Source organism: Candidatus Phaeomarinobacter ectocarpi (assembly GCF_000689395.1).
In the GTDB taxonomy this organism is placed as follows: domain Bacteria; phylum Pseudomonadota; class Alphaproteobacteria; order CGMCC-115125; family CGMCC-115125; genus Pyruvatibacter; species Pyruvatibacter ectocarpi.
The window spans coordinates 2,834,898-2,852,827 of the sequence record NZ_HG966617.1 but is presented as its reverse complement, the minus strand read 5'-3'; the positions used below and the strand labels follow the sequence as shown (position 1 = coordinate 2,852,827).

Annotated in this window: 14 protein-coding genes; 7 read left to right on the top strand and 7 right to left on the bottom strand. The window is 57.8% G+C overall.

Translation table 11 applies throughout. From position 1 onward, the window contains the following. The first annotated feature begins 13 nt into the window (after window positions 1-13). Window positions 14-1,327 (top strand): hypothetical protein, encoded by a 1,314-nt coding sequence (locus tag BN1012_RS13625; protein WP_043950018.1) that lies wholly within the window; start codon window positions 14-16, stop codon window positions 1,325-1,327. Window positions 1,328-1,358: 31 nt separating this feature from the next. Here BN1012_RS13625 and BN1012_RS13620 read toward each other — a convergent pair whose 3' ends face one another. From BN1012_RS13620 to BN1012_RS13605, 4 genes are all read right to left on the bottom strand, one after another. Continuing rightward, on the bottom strand, window positions 1,359-2,441 hold the full coding sequence (locus tag BN1012_RS13620) for a hypothetical protein (RefSeq protein WP_043950017.1): 1,083 nt from the start codon (window positions 2,439-2,441) through the stop codon (window positions 1,359-1,361). A 258-nt stretch (window positions 2,442-2,699) separates the two neighbouring features. After that, window positions 2,700-3,779, bottom strand: a complete 1,080-nt coding sequence (gene rfbG, locus BN1012_RS13615) for a CDP-glucose 4,6-dehydratase (RefSeq protein ID WP_043950016.1) — start codon at window positions 3,777-3,779, stop codon at window positions 2,700-2,702. Then, complete coding sequence (gene rfbF / locus BN1012_RS13610; protein WP_043950015.1) at window positions 3,763-4,596, bottom strand: glucose-1-phosphate cytidylyltransferase; 834 nt, start codon at window positions 4,594-4,596, stop codon at window positions 3,763-3,765. Before rfbF ends, rfbG begins: the two co-directional genes overlap by 17 nt. Window positions 4,597-4,652: 56 nt before the next feature. Further along, on the bottom strand, window positions 4,653-6,059 hold the full coding sequence (locus BN1012_RS13605) for a glycosyltransferase family 2 protein (protein WP_043950014.1): 1,407 nt from the start codon (window positions 6,057-6,059) through the stop codon (window positions 4,653-4,655). 166 nt (window positions 6,060-6,225) lie between these two features. Between BN1012_RS13605 and BN1012_RS13600 the strand changes: the two genes are divergently transcribed. The 5 genes from BN1012_RS13600 (at window position 6,226) to BN1012_RS13580 (ending at window position 11,467) form a co-directional block, all read left to right on the top strand. Beyond that, window positions 6,226-7,287 (top strand): FkbM family methyltransferase, encoded by a 1,062-nt coding sequence (locus tag BN1012_RS13600; protein WP_043950013.1) that lies wholly within the window; start codon window positions 6,226-6,228, stop codon window positions 7,285-7,287. 9 nt (window positions 7,288-7,296) lie between these two features. Then, a complete protein-coding gene (locus tag BN1012_RS13595) occupies window positions 7,297-8,136 on the top strand; it encodes an NAD-dependent epimerase/dehydratase family protein (protein WP_043950012.1) in 840 nt (279 codons plus the stop codon). After that, a complete protein-coding gene (locus BN1012_RS13590) occupies window positions 8,129-8,893 on the top strand; it encodes a cephalosporin hydroxylase family protein (protein ID WP_043950011.1) in 765 nt (254 codons plus the stop codon). Before BN1012_RS13595 ends, BN1012_RS13590 begins: the two co-directional genes overlap by 8 nt. A 237-nt stretch (window positions 8,894-9,130) precedes the next feature. Continuing rightward, on the top strand, window positions 9,131-10,387 hold the full coding sequence (locus BN1012_RS13585; protein ID WP_043950010.1) for an SGNH/GDSL hydrolase family protein: 1,257 nt from the start codon (window positions 9,131-9,133) through the stop codon (window positions 10,385-10,387). 12 nt (window positions 10,388-10,399) lie between these two features. Next, window positions 10,400-11,467 carry a hypothetical protein gene (locus BN1012_RS13580; RefSeq protein ID WP_043950009.1) on the top strand — a complete coding sequence of 356 codons (1,068 nt, stop codon included), beginning with the start codon at window positions 10,400-10,402 and terminating at the stop codon, window positions 11,465-11,467. Window positions 11,468-11,480: 13 nt separating this feature from the next. Here BN1012_RS13580 and BN1012_RS13575 read toward each other — a convergent pair whose 3' ends face one another. Both BN1012_RS13575 and BN1012_RS13570 read right to left on the bottom strand, forming a co-directional pair. Then, window positions 11,481-12,659, bottom strand: a complete 1,179-nt coding sequence (locus BN1012_RS13575) for an SGNH/GDSL hydrolase family protein (protein WP_043950008.1) — start codon at window positions 12,657-12,659, stop codon at window positions 11,481-11,483. 7 nt (window positions 12,660-12,666) lie between these two features. After that, window positions 12,667-14,340 (bottom strand): hypothetical protein, encoded by a 1,674-nt coding sequence (locus BN1012_RS13570; RefSeq protein ID WP_043950007.1) that lies wholly within the window; start codon window positions 14,338-14,340, stop codon window positions 12,667-12,669. A 148-nt stretch (window positions 14,341-14,488) separates the two neighbouring features. Between BN1012_RS13570 and BN1012_RS13565 the strand changes: the two genes are divergently transcribed. Then, a complete protein-coding gene (locus BN1012_RS13565; protein WP_145973474.1) occupies window positions 14,489-15,946 on the top strand; it encodes a fasciclin domain-containing protein in 1,458 nt (485 codons plus the stop codon). A gap of 3 nt (window positions 15,947-15,949) precedes the next feature. Here BN1012_RS13565 and asnB read toward each other — a convergent pair whose 3' ends face one another. Beyond that, on the bottom strand, window positions 15,950-17,896 hold the full coding sequence (asnB, locus tag BN1012_RS13560) for an asparagine synthase (glutamine-hydrolyzing) (protein WP_043950005.1): 1,947 nt from the start codon (window positions 17,894-17,896) through the stop codon (window positions 15,950-15,952). Between the last annotated feature and the right edge of the window lie 34 nt (window positions 17,897-17,930).

Below are 17,930 nucleotides of genomic sequence, written 5' to 3'. Positions count from 1 at the left end.
CCTGACCAGGCCTGTGCTCCGCCGGGGGCTGCTGGCCGGTGGGCGCCTGGGCGGGATTGCTGCTGTTTGCGTCCTGCTTGCTTTTGCCACCATCGAGATTCTGGCTGCGCTCTTCTTCCTGGTTGACCGGGGGCGCTTGCCATATGGCGGGCAGGGGGAAGACGGAGGCATTCAGGTTCAGGCGCTACAGGTCGCGGATGCCGTCTTTCAGCCCTATGTCGGCTATGTGCTGAGGCCGGGCCGCATTGGCGACTATCTGGACGATTTTCAGTGGCAAGCCAACAATCGTGGCTATCACAACCTTCTCACTGGTGATGGCAGCGCCTGCTGCGACTACCCCTATGTGCCAGAAGACAATGAAGTGATTGTTGGCGTGTTCGGCGGCTCAGTGGGCAGCGGCTATGCCTTGTCTGCCCAGATTGCAGGTGGATTGGATGGCCTGTCGTTGATCCCTCGCCATCAGGGCAAAACAATCCGGGTGCTGAATTTTGCGCTGCCCGGGTACAAACAACCCCAACAACTCATGGTGTTGGCCTATTACCTCAATCTGGGGCAACACTTTGACTATGTTGTGCACATAGATGGCTTCAACGAGGCCGTAACGACCTTTCGCAACTGGGACGGTGACGTTGAGCCAACGTTCCCCGCCGATACGCTCTGGGGAGCCTGGGGCCGGCAGCTGGACCAGCGTGAAACGCCCAAGGGCAGGTTTACGGCATTGGCGCGCTATCACTCACTTGCAGCGCAGGCAGACAGACAAAGCGCTGCAACCCAACGCGTCGCTACTCTCAAGCTCTTTTTGGAGGCGCGTGCCGGGTGGCATGGGTGGCGCGCATCAGCAAACAGCAGGAGTGAGGGCGCTGCGGAGGTTGAGCGTGCGGGATATTTCCCAACACAGATGGTAAGTCCTTTGCCGGAGCAAACAGACATCTGGAAATACACGGTGGATGTGTGGGCGCGGGCGTCCTCTGACATGGCGCTGCTCAGTGCGCGCTATGGTGCGACCTATATCCATATCCTTCAGCCAAACCAGTGGGATCGGGCAACGGGCAATTACGCACCCATCAGCCCTGAGCATCCCTATGAGTGGGTGATCGAGCCGGTCAACAGCGTCTACCCCAAAATGCGCGACGCAGCGTCACGGCCAGTCATGGCAGACGTGGCGTTTTTGGATTTGTCCGGGATTTTTGCCCCAGCAACATCGCCGCTCACAGCCCGCGAGGCCTATGTCGACGATTGCTGTCACTACACGCAGGCCGGCAATGAGCTGATTTTTGCTGCGACCGTTGACGCGTTGCGCGACATGGACACGTCGGAGGCTCGCTGAGGCGCGGCGTTTGACCCAAGGTCGCTGAAACTCAGGAAACCGGCGCGTCCCAACCATGGAACCACCTGGTCAGCCGCACGTCCAAAGGTGCTTCTTCCTGCGATGTTGCAAACACCGTGTTCACGTCGAGCGTGGCTTCAGCCCGCGTGCCGCCGATATGCGGAATGCCATCCTTGAAGGCTTCAGTGATCTTTGAGGGATCACGGCCTTCAAGCTGGTAGCAATAGAACGGCGACGTCATGACCGGCACAAAGCCGAAGGCCTGAAGCTCCGCGTCTACGCTTTCAATCGTGTGGAAGCGGGGCATGCCGGGGCTGAAAAACGTGAATGCGGCGACGTCAGAGTCCTGCATTGCTGTTTTGGCGAACAGCATCAATTGCCTGAAGGCCATGCTGTTCATCTCACCGAGATTGGAATTTGAGTAAACGAGGTCGTAGCGCAGCGGTGTGTCGTCAAACTGCTGGGCAAACATCCACCACGGCATATGGATAACCGATGACCGATCTACGGTGAGATCTGCATCCTTATGTGCCAGCTCGGTAAACGCACCTTCGGCCGTCACGTCCAGAAGGTGGCTCTGCCAAAGGTACAGCGCCTGGGTAACGTCGTAGCTCGCATAGGAGTATCCAGCCTGAGCCAGCAACGCGCCAAGGTAGCCAGCGCCAGGACCGGGCTCGATGATTGAAAGTTTGCGACCATATGCAGACGACAGGGCCTCCATGCAGCGGTAGGGACCAAACTGCACCATGAGATTGCTCATCGGGCGCACGGCGCGGCCAAACCGCTCTGCGGTCATCTTGGCGATCTTGTCACGCATCTGCGTGGCCATTGCGGCTTCTGTTTCGGTGAAGCCATTGTAAAACCCGACCGGCGCAAACTCGGCCTTTGGCTCGTACATGAGCTTGGTTTCAGCCTCGAAGTTGTGGTCAACGTAGCGCACCAGCTCTGCATCTGTGCGCACATTGGTGGGCCAGTTCACAGACTGAAACGCTGCGGGCTGAAAACCCATCATGGTCGGGATGCTGAGCTGCGGAAGCGCTGCGGTTTCGGCTGCATCATAGTCGGCGGTGCTGATGGCACGCCAGGTGTCGGGGGTGCTGTGGGGTGCAGCCATGGGTGCGCTCCGCGCGGATGAAAGGTCAATGGTTGCTGACTGTGGTGGCCCTGGCGTCCAGGTCACATTTGTCTGCGTTGGTGCAACAACCTGCGGCGTGAAGTTTTCAGGTGTCGCGGGCGCTGCGCTGCGCTGAGCATATTCCTTAATTCTCGTGCGAATTCGAAGAGCAGATTTTGCTCTACCCATCTCTTGTCTAATTCGCTGATACATCAAGTGTCCGAGGTTTGAGTGTTTGCATATGCAACGGGCTGCCGACTACAAGGCCACGGCAGAACGAATGGTGTGGTCAGTTAAATCTGACATGTTTGATCCGCTTACGGCGTGTTTATACCATGTCGCGGTTTCGATTAATGCAGTATCCAAAGACCATACCGGTTTCCATCCGAGCTGACTGCGCGCCTTGGTTGAATCAAGGCGAAGGATGGATGTCTCGGGAATGGAATCATCTTTCTCAATCTTAACCTGAGCTTCCGGTCCCCAGGCAGATGCAAAGTCTGTGGCAACCTGTCCCACCGGCTTTTGATCTTCCAGGTCCGGGGCGATGTTCCAGCCGCCATGGAATGTTTGGTCGTTGCCGTTCAGGGCATCTGACAGCAGGAAGAACGCAACGACCACGTCAATGACATGCTGCCATGGCCGGACCGCGGTCGGATTGCGCAAAACAAGTGGCGCACCGGTCTCAAACGCACGAACCGCATCGGGGATAAGGCGCGCGTCTGCCCAGTCGCCGCCGCCGATGATGTTGCCTGCGCGCATGGCTGCTACGGCGATGCCTTCGGGCTTGAAGTAGCTCTTGTAGTAAGCGTCCACCACCTGCTCACAGGCTGATTTGCTTGCGGCGTATGGCTCGCTGCCCCCCAGGGAGTCGGTTTCACGGTAGCCCCAGACCCATTCTTCGTTGCGATAGACCTTGTCTGTGGTCATCACGATCATGGAGGCCAGATTGCTGCAGCCGCGCGCTGCTTCAAGCACCTTGGCGGTGCCCATGACATTCACGTCGAATGTTTCAATGGGGTTCTTGTAAGCCTCGCGCACGATCGGCTGTGCGGCGAGGTGAAAGAGTGTATCCGGGTTGAAAGTCTGTATCTCGGTGGTGATGCGGTCCGTGTCGCGAATGTCAGCCTCGATGGAGGTCATCCTGTTTGCGAGGTCGAGATCATGAAACAGGGCGCGGCCCTCAGGTGCTGGCAGCGCGTAGCCGGCAACTTCAGCGCCAAGGGCGTTAAGGGCTGCGCAAATCCAGCCGCCCACGAAACCCGTGTGGCCGGTTACGAAGACACGGCGACCCTTGAGAGACGCGCCGACGTGTGATTTGGCGTCATGCGTCTGGGGCATATTGGCCAAGCCATGGAATGTGCCCGCGTGCGCACATCTCGTTCAGCAGCAGCATCTCGCGGTAGGTGTCAACGCACTGCCAGAATCCATTGTGCTGAAACGCACTCAAGCGGCCCTGCGAGGCAAGCCCTGTGAGTACTTCCTGCTCAAGAGAGAGGGCCGGCTTGTCCGGCATTTCAGCAAAAACCTTCTTGTTGAAGACAAGAAAGCCGCCATTGATCCAGCCGCTTCCCGTCTGTGGCTTTTCCACGAACTCGGTGATGGCATTGCCATCAATCTCGATCTCGCCGAAGCGTGCCTCGGGGTGGACGGCCGTGACGGTCACATCGCGGCCGGCATCATTGTGTGCGTCATACAGCTTGGCAATATCCACATCACACACGCCATCGCCGTAGGTCGCCATGCACACATCGTTCTTGAGGTACTTGGACGCTATTTTGAGACGGGCGCCGGTGTTTGAATCACGTCCTGTATCTGCCAGGACCACGCGCCAGTTTTCTTCGTTTCCGCGTGCCAGAACTTCAACACTGTGCGACCCAAGATCGACCGCAATGTCGCTTTGATGGTGCACATAGTTCAGGAAGTAGTCGCGGATGACGTCGCCCTTGTAGCCCAGGCACACGACGAAATTTTTGATCCCGAAGCGCGAATAGAGCTTCATGATGTGCCACAGGATCGGACGCCCGTTGATCTCAACCATCGGCTTGGGGCGAATATCGGTTTCTTCGCGCAGTCTGGTGCCAAGGCCGCCAGCAAGGATCATGACTTCCATGTCCTGCAGGGCGAGGGGTGGCTGTGCGGTCTGCGATTGAACCATGATTGACGGACTTCCTTGCAGCGAAAGGTAACGGGGCGCCTAATAATGCGATGGCATCAGTCCTGAGTGAGGGCCGCAGGCACTCCCAATTCTTCGACCAGCATACCAAAATCTTTGTACTGCTTAGCAAATCCAGGCTCGGCATCGCTGAGCGTTGTTGCCAACTGGGTTAATGACGCAGGTGCCTGGGCAAGGGTCTCGCCCCCGAACATACGCTGATCCACATAGGTTGTGCCGCCGTACTCCCAGATCTTGTCGATCGGATTGTGGCCACTGTTTTTGAAGGTCTTGAGCGCATCCAGGCGCTCGGACATGGATGCATCGAGGGCAAACTTGATGACGCCACGGCCCTGCACGGGAGGCGTTGGATTGAAATCCACCTTGCCGCTTGCGTCTTCAGCTGCTGCCGCTGCTTTTGCGGTGTCAAAGTATGCCTGTACTTCGGCGCGATCTTCCTCATCCAGGCTGGCAATCACGTCTGCCAGTTGTTGCTGGTATGTGGGGTCGTCATCCCACGGCACCGTCCGGTCGTAGTAGGTGTCGTCGATTGACCTGAGCGCGAGAATTTTTTGCGAGTATGTGTGCTGGGGGCCCCATTCGGGAAGCAAAGCCGCGGCCTGCGTTATCGGTGCCGCCAGAAGATTGGAAATCGACTCCAGCGGGCAGGGGTGATGCGGGAAACGGGGGTTGTTTTCATCGAACTCGTCCAGCCACTCACGCAGGCGCTTGCTCTTCTTGCCGCGGGATAGAAGGCTCGCAATATTGGATTGGCCGGATCGTCCGCCAATACCGCCCAGACCATCCCAGAAAATGTATTTGCCCGGCCGGCTTGTGCCCAACGAGAAATAGCTGGCTGAAATGTCGGGGCACGGGGCCCAGTGCAGGCGGCCGGTGCGTTTGCGCACTTCTTCACCGAGTTCGCGACGCAGCAGGAAATTGATCACGCTGGGGAAGCAGCCTGCCAGGCGCAGGTTGTCGGTGAAGTGTTCAATGACCTTGTCGCGGTCGACCCTGTAGAGAGCGTTGGTAAAGCCGCGATCAATGCCCAGAATGTTGCCGCGATTGGGCAGGTGCTTGAACTGAACATCCCAGTCGGGGTGGTAATAGTGGCAGCAGCGCCAGGATACGATGTCCGCGTCGTGCTTCTCGATTGCTTCGTCAGCGGCGAGCAGCGCTTCGCGGGAGAGCGTGCTGTCATCCCCCACATAGATGACGTATTCGCCCTTGGTCTGCTCCCAGATCCATTCCCAGTGATTGGGCATGGGCATGCGATGGTCAGTGCGGAACTTGCGCAACCGGGGGTCATCGAAGCCGGCAATGACTTTTGCCGTGCGCTCATCTGAGTAGTTGTCGGAGACCAGAATCTCGATGTCGTCGCGCTCGAAGGCGAGAAAACTGCTCAGGGCAGCTGACAGGATTTGTGGCCGGTCCACCGTCGTGATGACGATGCTGTATCTGGGCATGATTGGCCGCCGTCAATGAGTTATGACTGGTGCAGAAATTTGCATTTAGAAGTGGCGCCGAGGCGGGTAGAAGTGGGGTTACGGGAGAAACCAGCCGTTGTCAACGCACCGAGCCTTGCCTATGGTCTCGCCGCAATTCCCGCCGATTTTTCAACTGGATAACAATATGCCGAAGCCTCAGGACGTGCTTGCCAGAGCGCTCTGCGAGATCGGGCTTGATGAGCAGGCCCGCCTGGAGATGACATCGCTTCTCAAATCATGGGAAGCCCGCCACCAGGGCATTGGGCGCGACCTGCGCGAAGAGGTGAGTGCGCATGTGGTTGATGCCCTGTATGGGGATGTCGGCGAGGTCACTAAAACACTGAAAAGTGGTGTGAAATTCACGCTTCCCTATCGCTCCAAGATCGCCCGGGAGTATGCGCTGTCCGAGCCGCAGCCGGACCATGTCTGGGAGCCGCAAACCACCCGGACCCTGCTGGAACTGGCAAATTCGGCCCGTCAGGTGATTATTGGTGGTGCCTATGCGGGCGATCATGCGGTGCTGATGGCCCACAAGATGGCGTCTGCGGGCGGTCATGTGCACTGTTTTGAGCCCAATGATGAGCAACGCACCGCTTTGTCCGCCAATGCGGGTGCGAATGGGCTGTCCAATCTGGATGTTCGGGCGGAAGGGCTGTGGGACAGCAAGACCTTCCTGCGGTTTGAAGGTGATGACTCCCACGCGCGGACCTTTGAAGTGGATGCGGGCGTGGATCAGGGCATTCCCACCGTCACCATTGATGGGTATTGCGCCGAGAAGGGGATTGGCCAGCTCGATCTCATCGTGCTGGACATTGAGGGCGGTGAAGTCAAAGCCCTGGAAGGTGCGGCACAACAGCTGGCAAAACCCGCCGGCGCCTGCCCCGACATTGTTTTTGAAATCCATGGTGCCTACACGGACTGGAGCAACGGTCTGGAGCAAACGGATGTGTTGCGGCTGGTTCTGGATGCCGGATACACGGCGTTCGCCATTCGCGATTATCAGGGCAATGCTGCTCTGGCTGACGCACCGCTGGAGTTGGTGCCGACCGATGACGCCTATCTCGAGGGGCCGCCGCATGGCTTCAACCTGATCGCCACGAAAAGACCCGACCTTGCGGCTGATATCGGAGCCAAGGTGCGCCGCGGCGTCAGCCCGAAGATTCTCCATCACCGTGATCCGGCGCTGCACCAGCCGATTATTGATTGATAGCCAGGCATGTCCGGTCCCCAAGATGAGCAGGCGCGATCTGAGCTTTTCACTGTGGTGGGGGCACGCGGCTTTATTGGGTCGTCGCTGGTCGCGCATCTCCAGGCGCTGGGCCACGAGGTTCGGGCCCAGGACCGGTACCAGCCTGATGGCGACGAAAACCTGGGGCATGTGATCTTTGCAGCCGGCGTAACGGCTGATTTCAGATGGCGGCCGATCGACACGATGGATGCTCATGTGTCCGCGCTGTCGCAGATGCTGGCGACGGCAACGTTTGAGAGCTTTCTCTACTTTTCATCGACACGCGTTTACGAAGGGGCGGCGGAGGGACTTGAGGACGGGCCGTTGGCAATCAATCCCAATGACCCCCTGCAATTGTACAACGCCAGTAAAGTTGCCGGAGAGGCTCTTTGCCTGGCATTGCCGCGTGAAGATGTGCGGGTTGTGCGGTTGTCCAATGTTTTCGGCGCGCGCGACCGGTCTGACGCGCTGATGTCAGCCTTGCTGGGTGAGGCGGATAACGGAGCGATCCAGCTTCGGACATCGCGGCAATCGGCCAAAGACTTTGTGTTGATTGATGACGTGGTTAACCTCATTCCGAAGCTCGTCCACGGGCGTCACCGCCTCTACAACCTCGCATTCGGGCAAAACCAGCCGATCGGCGAGATTGTGGACATTCTTGCAGAATTGAGCGGCGCATCCGCCGCCTTTACACCGGATGCGGAGATTGTCATGTTCCCGCCAATCAATGTGGCGCGGATTCAGGATGAATTCGGATTTCAGCCAACGCCGATCAAAGACGCGCTGTCGCGCGTCTGGCGGGAATATCAAGGTATGACAGATGATTGAGATTGACGAAGTCGCCGGCACTGTTACTCAGCGGCTTGATGGCAACGAAGAGACCTTTGCGCTTGGCTCACGCGAGGGCTTTGAGGTTGTCAGCAAAGCCTGGCTGCGGGCGGGCTGGGATGCGAAACATCTTTATACCTTTACCTGGTTCGGTCGGCCGGTCATTCAGTTGCCGGAAGATCTTCTGCGTGTGCAGGAAGTCATTTACGACCTCAAGCCGGACGTTGTTTTCGAGACCGGATTTGCCCATGGCGGCTCGGCGATTTTCTATGCGTCGCTGATGAAGCTGATGGGCAAGGGCCGCATGGTTGCGGTGGACATTGAAATCCGCCCGCACAACCGTGCCGCGGTGGAAGCCCATGAGCTCTACCCGCTGATCACCATGATCGAGGGCGATTCAGTTGCGCCTGATACTGTGGCAGAGGTGAAAAAAGAGATTGGTGACGCGGAAACAGTGCTCGTGCTGCTTGATGCCAATCATTCACGGGATCATGTGCGCAAAGAGCTTGAAGCCTATGCGCCGCTGGTCTCCGTCGGCTCCTACATTGTTGCCTGCGACGGCATCATGAAGCAGGTCGTGGGAGGCCGCGCGACGGACGACGACTGGGATGTCAATAATCCGCAGACGGCGGTGCAGGACTTTCTGGCTGACCATCCCGAGTTCGAATTGGGGCAGCCGGACTTCAAGTTTGATGAAAGCGGCGAGTGCAGCCCAATCACCTATTTTGTGAATGGCTGGCTGAAGCGCGTCCGCTAGCTGCGACGCGCCGGCGACCAACAAATGCGGAGGCGAAACACGATGGACTGGACGTTGATCTTGCTGGGTGTGGTCGCCATCGCGGGCGTTGGTTTTGGAATTTGGCGTGCCGTGCGTCGCCGTCAGGCGTCAAAGTCTGCAAACCCAAATGACATTTATCCGCTCTGGTAGCAGGTTGCTGCGTGACCGGCTTTTGAAAGTCGGCGGGTTTAGGTGTTCGGCCGAGGGGGCCATCCAGTGATTGAAACGCTCGCCATTCTGTTTACAGGCCTGTGCGCTCTTTTTGTCGTGTTCAATCTGGCTGCGGCGATTGCCTTTCGGTTGTTCCCGCGGTTTGTGGCAACGCCTCAGGAGCGCAAGCGCTACTCGTATATTTCCAGGTTCGAGGGCGAATTGGCCAAATACGTTCCCGCGTGGTTTGCCGTTGAGGAAAATCAAACGGGCGCATTCTTCGCTGAATACGCCAAGCACGAACTCAACATTTATGAGCACGAACCCTTTTCGGAATTCAAGCATCCCGGGCGGGAAGGCAGTTTCATCAACTATGCGCCGCAGGGCTATCGGCACAACCGAGAGAAGGCGCCGTGGCCGCCCGCTGATGACTGCTTCAATGTGTTCTTCTTTGGTGGGTCTACCACGCTGGCGGTGGGGCCGGACTGGACGACCATTCCAAGCAAGCTGCAGGACCTGATGAATGCCTCCGGGCAGAGCGGACGCCGCGTGAATGTCTATAATTTCGGGCGTGGCTCGTTTTTCTCGTCCATGGAAATTACGCTGTTCCAGAATTTGCTGCGCGAGGGCCGCCGCCCTGATCTCGTGATCTTCCTCGACGGCATTAATGATTCCTACTTCTTCAATGGGCTACCGCCTACCTATGGCCTGTTTCATCAAGCTGTTGTGGAAATGAATGAAGAGGTGGCGGCTGAAACCCGCTCACGCATGCGCAGTCGGCCAAAGTGGAACCTGTTTCAGAAGTTCTTTGCGACACTGCCTTCATCACGGCTGTTTGACGTGATCGCCAGTTCCATTGCCCAGCGCGGTGCCGCATCGCCCCTTACGACGGCGGCGTATGATCCGCTTACGGATGACCAGAAGACGGAAATCGTCGAGCGCTACAAGACCAATATGGGAATTGCAGAGTCCATCTGCGCAAAGTTTGGCATGCCCCTTCTCTTTGCCTGGCAGCCGACACCGTCATATGGCTATGACCTCAACAATCATGTTGCACTAGCCAGCCACTTTGGCCTTCAGGGCCATGAACGCTCCGGGGAAGTGACCGAGGTGTTGGCTTCTCATGCGCCGCTGCGTGACAACAAGAATTTCCTTTGGCTTGCTGACCTGCAGGACCAAAGCACAGACGCGCTGTATGTCGATACGGTTCACTACACGGACGCTTTCTGCGCGACGATTGCCCGGAGCATATTTGACGCGTTGGGAGATCGTGGTTTGACCGGCGCTGATACAAAGACCGCGGAACAGGGCACTTTGGCCTAGGGATTTTGACTGATGAAACTGCCATTCACCAAGCAGGCTGGACGCTCCAGCGTCTTTCTCGTTTCCTTGCCCAAGAGCGGTACGGATTTCACGGACAATGCGCTTGCCAAGATGGCCGGGCTGCGCACGCCGGACGTTTACAGCGACGCGTCATTGATGACCACCATGCGCACCGGCTACTACCCTGAAGATCGCCGTTTGATTTCCGCGGGCAACTTTGATGCACAGATTTTGCGGGGCTCCGGTCTGAGCCGGTATGTGCGCGGTGGCTATTCGGTCAGCGTGCATATGCATGCGAGCCACTACAACATCCGCACGGCACAGGAAGCTGGATTTTCGCGCATGACTGTCCTCATGCGTGAGCCGCGAGATGCGACGATTTCCATGACCTATCATATTCGCAAGGCAGGCGAGGATCTCAGGCAGCTGCACACCGAATTTCAGTTTGTGCCGGAGGACTATCACAGCTGGCCGCATGAAAAACAGTTGGCTTTCCAGGTCCGGGTTCACCTGCCTCGCGCCATCAACTGGATTGAGGGATGGTGGGGCGCGTTTACCCATGACTATCCCGGACTTGAGTTTGACTTTGCGTATACGGATGATCTGAAACAGGATGCCGCAGGGTATCTGTCGCGGGTCATGTCCTACCACAATGTTGTGGGGGATGATTCCGTCCGCGTTCCCGCTGCTCAGGATATGGCGCATTTCCGGTCTGGCGAGCACGCCCAGTGGCGCCACGAATTCAGCGATGATGACAAAGCGTTTTCGGATGCACTCATCGGGACCCGTCTGCACCACGCGTATCGGGCAGCGGCGAATAAACACCGCGCCTGGCAGCTTGCCCAGAATGCCGCCACTGCGCTGGACGCGGCGCGGGCGAGCTTCAGAGCTTACCGCGCATTTCCCAGCGACCGGGCTTCCTTCGACAAATTGCTGGCAGCGTTGCAGGCAGCGGGCAATCCAGTTGGGCAGGATGATGTTGCGGTGTGTGATGAATGGACCCGCGATGTGTCCATGGATCAGCTGTTCCAGCGTCCTCCAGCGGCCACGTTGGATCAGATGGACCGCGATCTGGCGTAGAGTGCGCGGGCGTTTACTCTGCCTTCAAGGCGTCAGCAATGGTTGACGCCACCAGGCGGTTGCCCTTTGAGCTCATATGGCCAATGCGACCATCTTTCCAAATGCTGTAATGCGTAAGCAGGGCCTCTTTGCCCTCTCGCTCAAGGACGGCCGTAAACGCATCATAGGTGTCGATACTTGTGATGCCCGCCTTGCGGGCACACTCTATCCCCTGTGTTGAGTACCAGTGCCGCTCGCCCTGGAGCACTTCGTTGCCGCCATAGACCTGCACATATAGAAGGTCTGCGCCGTGCTCGGCTGCCAGGGCCTGAAATCTGGGGAACAATCTGCAGGAAATTTCAACAGACTCCTCGAAGCTATGGACCTGATCTGTCAGCAGATTGCGGTTCACCCACATCTCCTGCTGGCCGAGAATCTGCATCGCCCAGAAGATGAAGTAGGAGTGCCCCAGTACGGATTGCAGGTCGCCTACATCACGGGCTGCGGCTGAGTTTCGAGGGACAGGTATGCCTCGTAGTTCCAATCCTCCGTCGTCTGTCAGGTCGTAGTATCCCTTGAAGGCCCGTCCGTATCGGCGAAACGCATTTCTCAGATGATCGTCTGACAGGGGGCTCAGGATGATCAGCGACGGTTTCAGGTCAGGCACCAACTCCCTGGAACGCAGATACATCTGGTCCAGGCCCCATCCGCCATAGGCCGCATTGAGAACCGGGCGGTTCAAGATGCTTTCCAGATGCGCTGAGTACGTCTCGTGGTCGCTGACCTCTGATCCCCAGGTGAAAGAGTCGCCAACGGCAAAAATGGCGCCTTTGGGTGCGTCCTCACGGATGGGTGTCCTTGCGGAGTTCATCCGCAGGCTTTGAGAATTGGTTGTCACCGTGACTTTGCTGAAGTCGGGTGCTGCTGGGTGGTTGGCTGAATCACCAACCCGACGCATGTCCTTACGTGCTTTCCAGCCAAGCGTACTGTCATACACGCTTGTCAGGTTTTCGGTGCCGGCTTCCAGCGCTTCTGCCACCCAGTTTTTGGCCGACAAGATGGGCACATTGTTGATTGCCCGTGCAGCAATTTCCATGAACACAAAGCCGACCAGAAACGCGACTGTGACCATGATGGCGGAAGGCGCAATCCGCCGCAGCATTCCAGGCAGATTTTTGGCCGCTTCAGTTATGCGATGGCGCAGGCTGGTCATGGGTGTCCTAGCGTCCTGCCTTGCGGGCCGTCTTGGGTATTGCTGGTAGCTTGTTCACAAGGTCATTGAGGTTGTCCGCGCACAGACTTTCCGGAATGACCCGCCCGCGTAGGATGAAAATGAGAATCGGCGCTGCGACCGAGCGATACATGTAAAGCGCGGCGTTGAATGCGTGCGGCTTGGCCTTGGTGATAGAGTTTCGGATCATCACCCGTGGGTTCGGCCGCCACCCCAATGCGCGCTTCACTTGGAGGAACGCGTCTTTGATGGGGCGGGGTACCTGTCTGGCAAAACTTTTCGCCAATCGCTTGGTTGGGTCTAGTACCGGTGCTGAAACTTTTCGCAGCGGGACGCGCGAGAGCCCGGGAATTGCGTACCTTACGCCAAGCAGTACCCGGTAAAGCCTCGCACGGATGGGGGTTCTGGGTGTAACGATGATCGTTGGAACTTCGATTTTCTCGGGAAACAGTCTTTCCCAGATCTTTCGGCGTGCTTCCACCGCGTATGCCAAGGCTGCATGGTCCCAGTTGTACGCAATCTTGCGCTCAAAGAGCTGCACGGCCTTGCCGCCAAGGCGGGTGACTCCACGGATGGGACGATCCTGCGGCACCGCCATGTATTGGCCGTCAAACCAATAGATGAAGTAGTAGTCTGCAAGTCGTCCGACCAGTCGTGTTTTTTCTTTCGGCAGACTTGCGGTCTGCCAATCCTGATTGGGTATCAGGAACGATACTTCGAAATGCGTGGCAGCGAGGCGGGCGTCGCCAGATTGCAGCGCCAGTTCGCCTAGGCGTCGGTGCACCAGAGTGATTGGCAATTCACGAACGTCCGGTGACGAGAAGTACTTTTTCGCCATGGCGTATTTGCCACGTTGGAAGGCGGCTTCGGCAATCAAGATGCGTGCAACTGTTGATCCCTGGCGCGCCTGCTCGTGGACGATGTTGGCAAGGCCATTGGGAGCCTGGTCGGTGTTTGCCCACTTGAAAACACTTTCGTGTAACGCTTCCTGACCCTTGGCTGCGCCGGCAAACTGATACGGAATGCCGCGCTGGATACTTTGGGCGGAGCGTCCAATCCTGTTCCCGCCTGGAAGGGACATCTTTCCCGCAGTCTCAATTGTGGGGGCTTTGGCACCGAATTTCTGCTGGGCATTCTTGATGACGTTGTGCGTTGCGCCCAGATCTCGGGACAAACGCAACAGGGGACCCAGAAACGCCGTCGAGTCGATGTCCGGGAGCAGGTCTGCTAGCTCGCCAATCGCTTCCTCGTAACATCCTTTTTCTCTCAAGCGGTCAATCAGCTCGATTTTTGCCCTGTCAATGTGGCCCTGGATCCTCCCGGGCCCTTGCGGGTCGATGTGGGTGCGAAGAGGTTTGTCCACCCATGTCAGGCGAACCATGTTCATGAGGAGTTCGCATGCCGCCGCTTCCCCCTTTTTGTGGCTGCCGCGGGGGTGGAAGACATTTGGGTCTGGCGCTGCGGCCCGCCTGTCCTTGCCCTCAACCTGGGGCTTTCCGGCCGTGTCCATTGTGGCGGAAATCGAACTGAGCACGTCGAACTGGGCATCGTTCGGCAGGGTGCCAAATGCGCTTTGTGCGTTTTTGAGGACGGCCAGCTCTGAAGGTCCCCGAGCGAAATCAAGGGGAGACTGGTCGTTCTGGTGGTTGACGATGATGGCCATTTGGACGCTGACTTGGCGGAACTACAATTTGGTGTATGAGCGGCGAAAAGCTCATGGAGAGGCTGGACGAGTGTGACTATTGCACTAGCGTGTGCCAATCGAAAGGTCTAGAGAAAGTGGCATTCAGGCCAAGCAATGGGGACCCGTTTTGACCGCTACTACGAAGAAGCCGACGGCTGCTCGGCCCAAGCTCATGATGGTGACTGCCGTTTGGGGCGACTGGCACACCAAGATGCTGCTGGAAATGAACATCCCCACCCTGCTGGCCCCGGATAACATGCCTGCTTTGTCCAAGCAGGTTGATGTTACCTATCTGATTTATACCCGTGCTGAAGACTTCGACCGATTGAATGATGCTCCGATCATTCAGGAAATGCGTCGGCACATGAAGGTCAATGTCACTCTCTTCAAGAACGTCGACCTCTCCAACCCCATCGCAGCGCATCACAAGGCATGGACCCTCGGTATCGAGCAGGCCCGGGCGTCCAAATCGCTGATCATGCTTTTGCCGCCGGATGTGGCCTGGTCTCAAAACGCGTTCAAAACCGTTGGAGAGAAGCTGGTAGAGGGCTATCAGGCCATCTTCATGACCTATCTGCGCGCGGAAGACCGTACGTTTGAGAAGAACATTCTGGCGCTGCGCGCAACCGGGGTTCATTCGCTTGAAATCAGCGGGTCGGAGTTGGTGACGCTGTGCGTGCGTTCTTTCCATCCGTTGATGGCCGCCTATTTGCGGGACAGCGACTACTTCCCGATCCATCCGGAAATGATGTTCTGGCCGGTAAAAGATGAAGGCATGCTGCTGCGCGTTCTGGCGCGAGAGATGTTCCTGTTCAATCCGTCGAAGGCCCAGCTGAATGCTGTTGCGCTGCCATCCCGACAGTTCAAACCGGGTGAAGCCTGCTTCCTTGATGACAGCGACGATCTGTTTGCTGTCAGTCTTGCGCCTCTGGGGACGGACCTCACGTGGCACACCACGCCTCGCAAAGCCGATCCGGTGGATGTTGGAGGGTGGTGGCTGGCCTATGACAGCCCGGTGAATGATTTCGTCGTCACACACAAGATACGATGGCATTTTGCGCCGGTCACAGAGAAAAAATGGCAAGCGGCCGAAGTTGCGTCTGATCTGTTCATCCGCAGAGCCGCGGCCAGTCGTGAAGCGAACCGGCTTTGGCTTGGAGCGCGCCAGTTGGGGTGCAATACGGCAGCAAAGCTTATTGCCCTGTCTGTTTACTCAGGTGAAGCGGCCAGAGTCGCACGGGGGCGTCGCGGCAGCATTGTCCTGTTGCCAAGTGATGGCGGCGTTGAAGCAGCTGGACATGACGTTGACGACGCTTTGTTTGATGTGGAGTCGCCGCGCGCACGGATGCGGATATTCAAGGATCACATGGTCGCTGAATATCATCAGGATACGGATGGGTATCACCCGCTTCTGAAACGTGCTTTGTCAGGGAGCGATGTGGTTTGCGTCTCTGGAAAATCCCATGCGGTGACCAGCAAGCAGGGCAGTATCTTTGTCGGTGAGAGCAAAGTCGTCAGTGGCCCCTTGGCCCTGGGGCCGCACGCGGTCTATGTGATTGATCGTATGCTGGGAACCGGAGACTAGGCGCTATTTTGCGTCCCAGCGGTCGAGCCAGGCTTCCATCATCAAGACGCTCCACATCATGTAATGCCAGTTGCGGCGGCCAGAGAGATGGTCTTCCCAGTGGGTTCTTACGATTGTGGGGTCAAAAAGGCCCTGCTCCCGGAGCCGTTTTTCGTCGAGCAGGTGCTCCGCCCAGTCACGCAGGGGCCCACGTAGCCAGTCTCCGACGGGCACGCCAAATCCCATTTTCGGACGATCAATAAGAGACCGGGGGACATGGCGATACAGGACCTGTCTCAGCGCCCATTTGCTTTGGCCATCGCGCAACTTCATGTTCAGCGGCAGACGCCAGGCAAATTCAATCAGACGCGGGTCAAGCAAGGGAACGCGTGCTTCCAGGCTGGTCGCCATGCTGGCGCGATCCACCTTGGTCAGGATGTCATCGGGCAGATAGGTCATCAGGTCAGTGGCCTGCATGCGGCTGATCGGTTCCTTGAACCGCTCACGCATTGTCTCGTCCCAAAGAAGGCCGGGCGGTTCGGTGCTCTGCTGCACAACGTCTTCCGGCGACATCCAGTTTGAGACGAGCCGCCGATAGATGGCGCCGGGGCCATCGAGCTCCACGACAGATGCCAGCTTGTACAGGGCGTCGCCGGGGTTGCCGGGTTTGATCCTGTCAGGGATCGGGCTCATGAGCTGGTTCCACCGGGCAGGCGAGAGACCGCGGACGCTGCGGCTTACGAGCCGGCGCATCGGCAAGGGGAGCGTGCGGATTGTGCGCCAGAGGGTTCGACCCCAGACATAGCGATTATATCCGGCAAACAGTTCGTCTCCGCCATCACCGGAGAGCGACACCGTAACGTGTTCGCGGGCCAGCTTGGATACAAGATAGGTCGGGATCTGTGAGCTGTCCGCAAAGGGCTCGTCATACATGTCCGCGAGGTGGGGGACGACATCCAGAGCGTCTCTGGATGACAGGTACAGCTCGGTGTGGTCCGTGCCCAGATGTTTGGCAACTTCGGCAGCGTGGTGCGCCTCGTTGAAGCCTTCTTCTGAAAAGCCAATGGAAAAGGTCCGGACCGGCTGACTGCTTTGGGCCTGCATGAGAGCCACGACGGTTGAGCTATCGATGCCGCCTGACAGAAATGCGCCGAGCGGCACGTCCGATACCATCTGCTGGCCGATGGCGTCATGCAGAAGGTCGCTGAGTTGTTCGACGGCCTCTTCAGGGGACCCGGTAAAGGGGTCTGCTGCCGCCTGTTCCGCAGTTTCCAACCCATCCCAGTAGGTCTTTATGACGGGTTCTGACGGCACTCCGCCTGACAGGTCGCAGGTGAGATAGCAGCCTGGTGGAAGCTTGTGGGCGTCCTGATAGATGGAGTGTGGCTGAGGTATGTAATTGAACCGCATGAACGCCGCCACGGCGTCGCGGTTGATGGCCGTGTTGAACTGTGGATGTGCATGCATCGCCTTGAGTTCAGAGGCAAACAGAAGTGTTGACCCGGTTTTGGCCCAGTAAAGTGGTTTGATGCCGATGTGATCGCGCGCAAGCGTAAGGCTACGTTGCTGACGGTCCCAGAGCCCGAACGCAAAAATGCCATTCAGTCTCTTGAGAGTGGCTTCAGTTCCCCAGTGCGCGCAGGCCTCAATGAGGACCTCAGTGTCGGAGTGTCCGCGGAAGGTTACGCCGACAGCTTCGAGATCTTTTCTCAGCGCCGGGAAGTTATAGATTTCGCCGTTGTAGGTGATGACATAACGGCCGGATGCATCATGCATCGGCTGTGCACCAGCCTTGGACAGGTCGACAATGGACAGTCGGCGGTGACCAAATGCAACGCCTGCTTCTGCGTCACTCCACGTGCCGTCGGCGTCAGGCCCGCGATGCACGAGCGCTTCTGTCATCCTCTGAAGGGTGCGTGTGTCGTCAGATGACAGATGCGTGCCGGTTGCGAAGCCTGTTATGCCGCACATGCATTCGCTTTCTGGGTGCCCGAACCTGATGGAT

Excerpts from the sequence above, each read along its gene's own strand:
- BN1012_RS13620 (WP_043950017.1), bottom strand. The coding sequence starts at position 2,441 with ATGGCTGCACCCCACAGCACCCCCGACACCTGGCGTGCCATCAGCACC.
- BN1012_RS13600 (WP_043950013.1), top strand. The coding sequence starts at position 6,226 with ATGCCGAAGCCTCAGGACGTGCTTGCCAGAGCGCTCTGCGAGATCGGG.
- rfbG (WP_043950016.1), bottom strand. The coding sequence starts at position 3,779 with ATGCCCCAGACGCATGACGCCAAATCACACGTCGGCGCGTCTCTCAAG.
- BN1012_RS13605 (WP_043950014.1), bottom strand. The coding sequence starts at position 6,059 with ATGCCCAGATACAGCATCGTCATCACGACGGTGGACCGGCCACAAATC.
- rfbF (WP_043950015.1), bottom strand. The coding sequence starts at position 4,596 with ATGGTTCAATCGCAGACCGCACAGCCACCCCTCGCCCTGCAGGACATG.
- asnB (WP_043950005.1), bottom strand. The coding sequence starts at position 17,896 with ATGTGCGGCATAACAGGCTTCGCAACCGGCACGCATCTGTCATCTGAC.
- BN1012_RS13570 (WP_043950007.1), bottom strand. The coding sequence starts at position 14,340 with ATGGCCATCATCGTCAACCACCAGAACGACCAGTCTCCCCTTGATTTC.
- BN1012_RS13580 (WP_043950009.1), top strand. The coding sequence starts at position 10,400 with ATGAAACTGCCATTCACCAAGCAGGCTGGACGCTCCAGCGTCTTTCTC.
- BN1012_RS13590 (WP_043950011.1), top strand. The coding sequence starts at position 8,129 with ATGATTGAGATTGACGAAGTCGCCGGCACTGTTACTCAGCGGCTTGAT.
- BN1012_RS13575 (WP_043950008.1), bottom strand. The coding sequence starts at position 12,659 with ATGACCAGCCTGCGCCATCGCATAACTGAAGCGGCCAAAAATCTGCCT.
- BN1012_RS13595 (WP_043950012.1), top strand. The coding sequence starts at position 7,297 with ATGTCCGGTCCCCAAGATGAGCAGGCGCGATCTGAGCTTTTCACTGTG.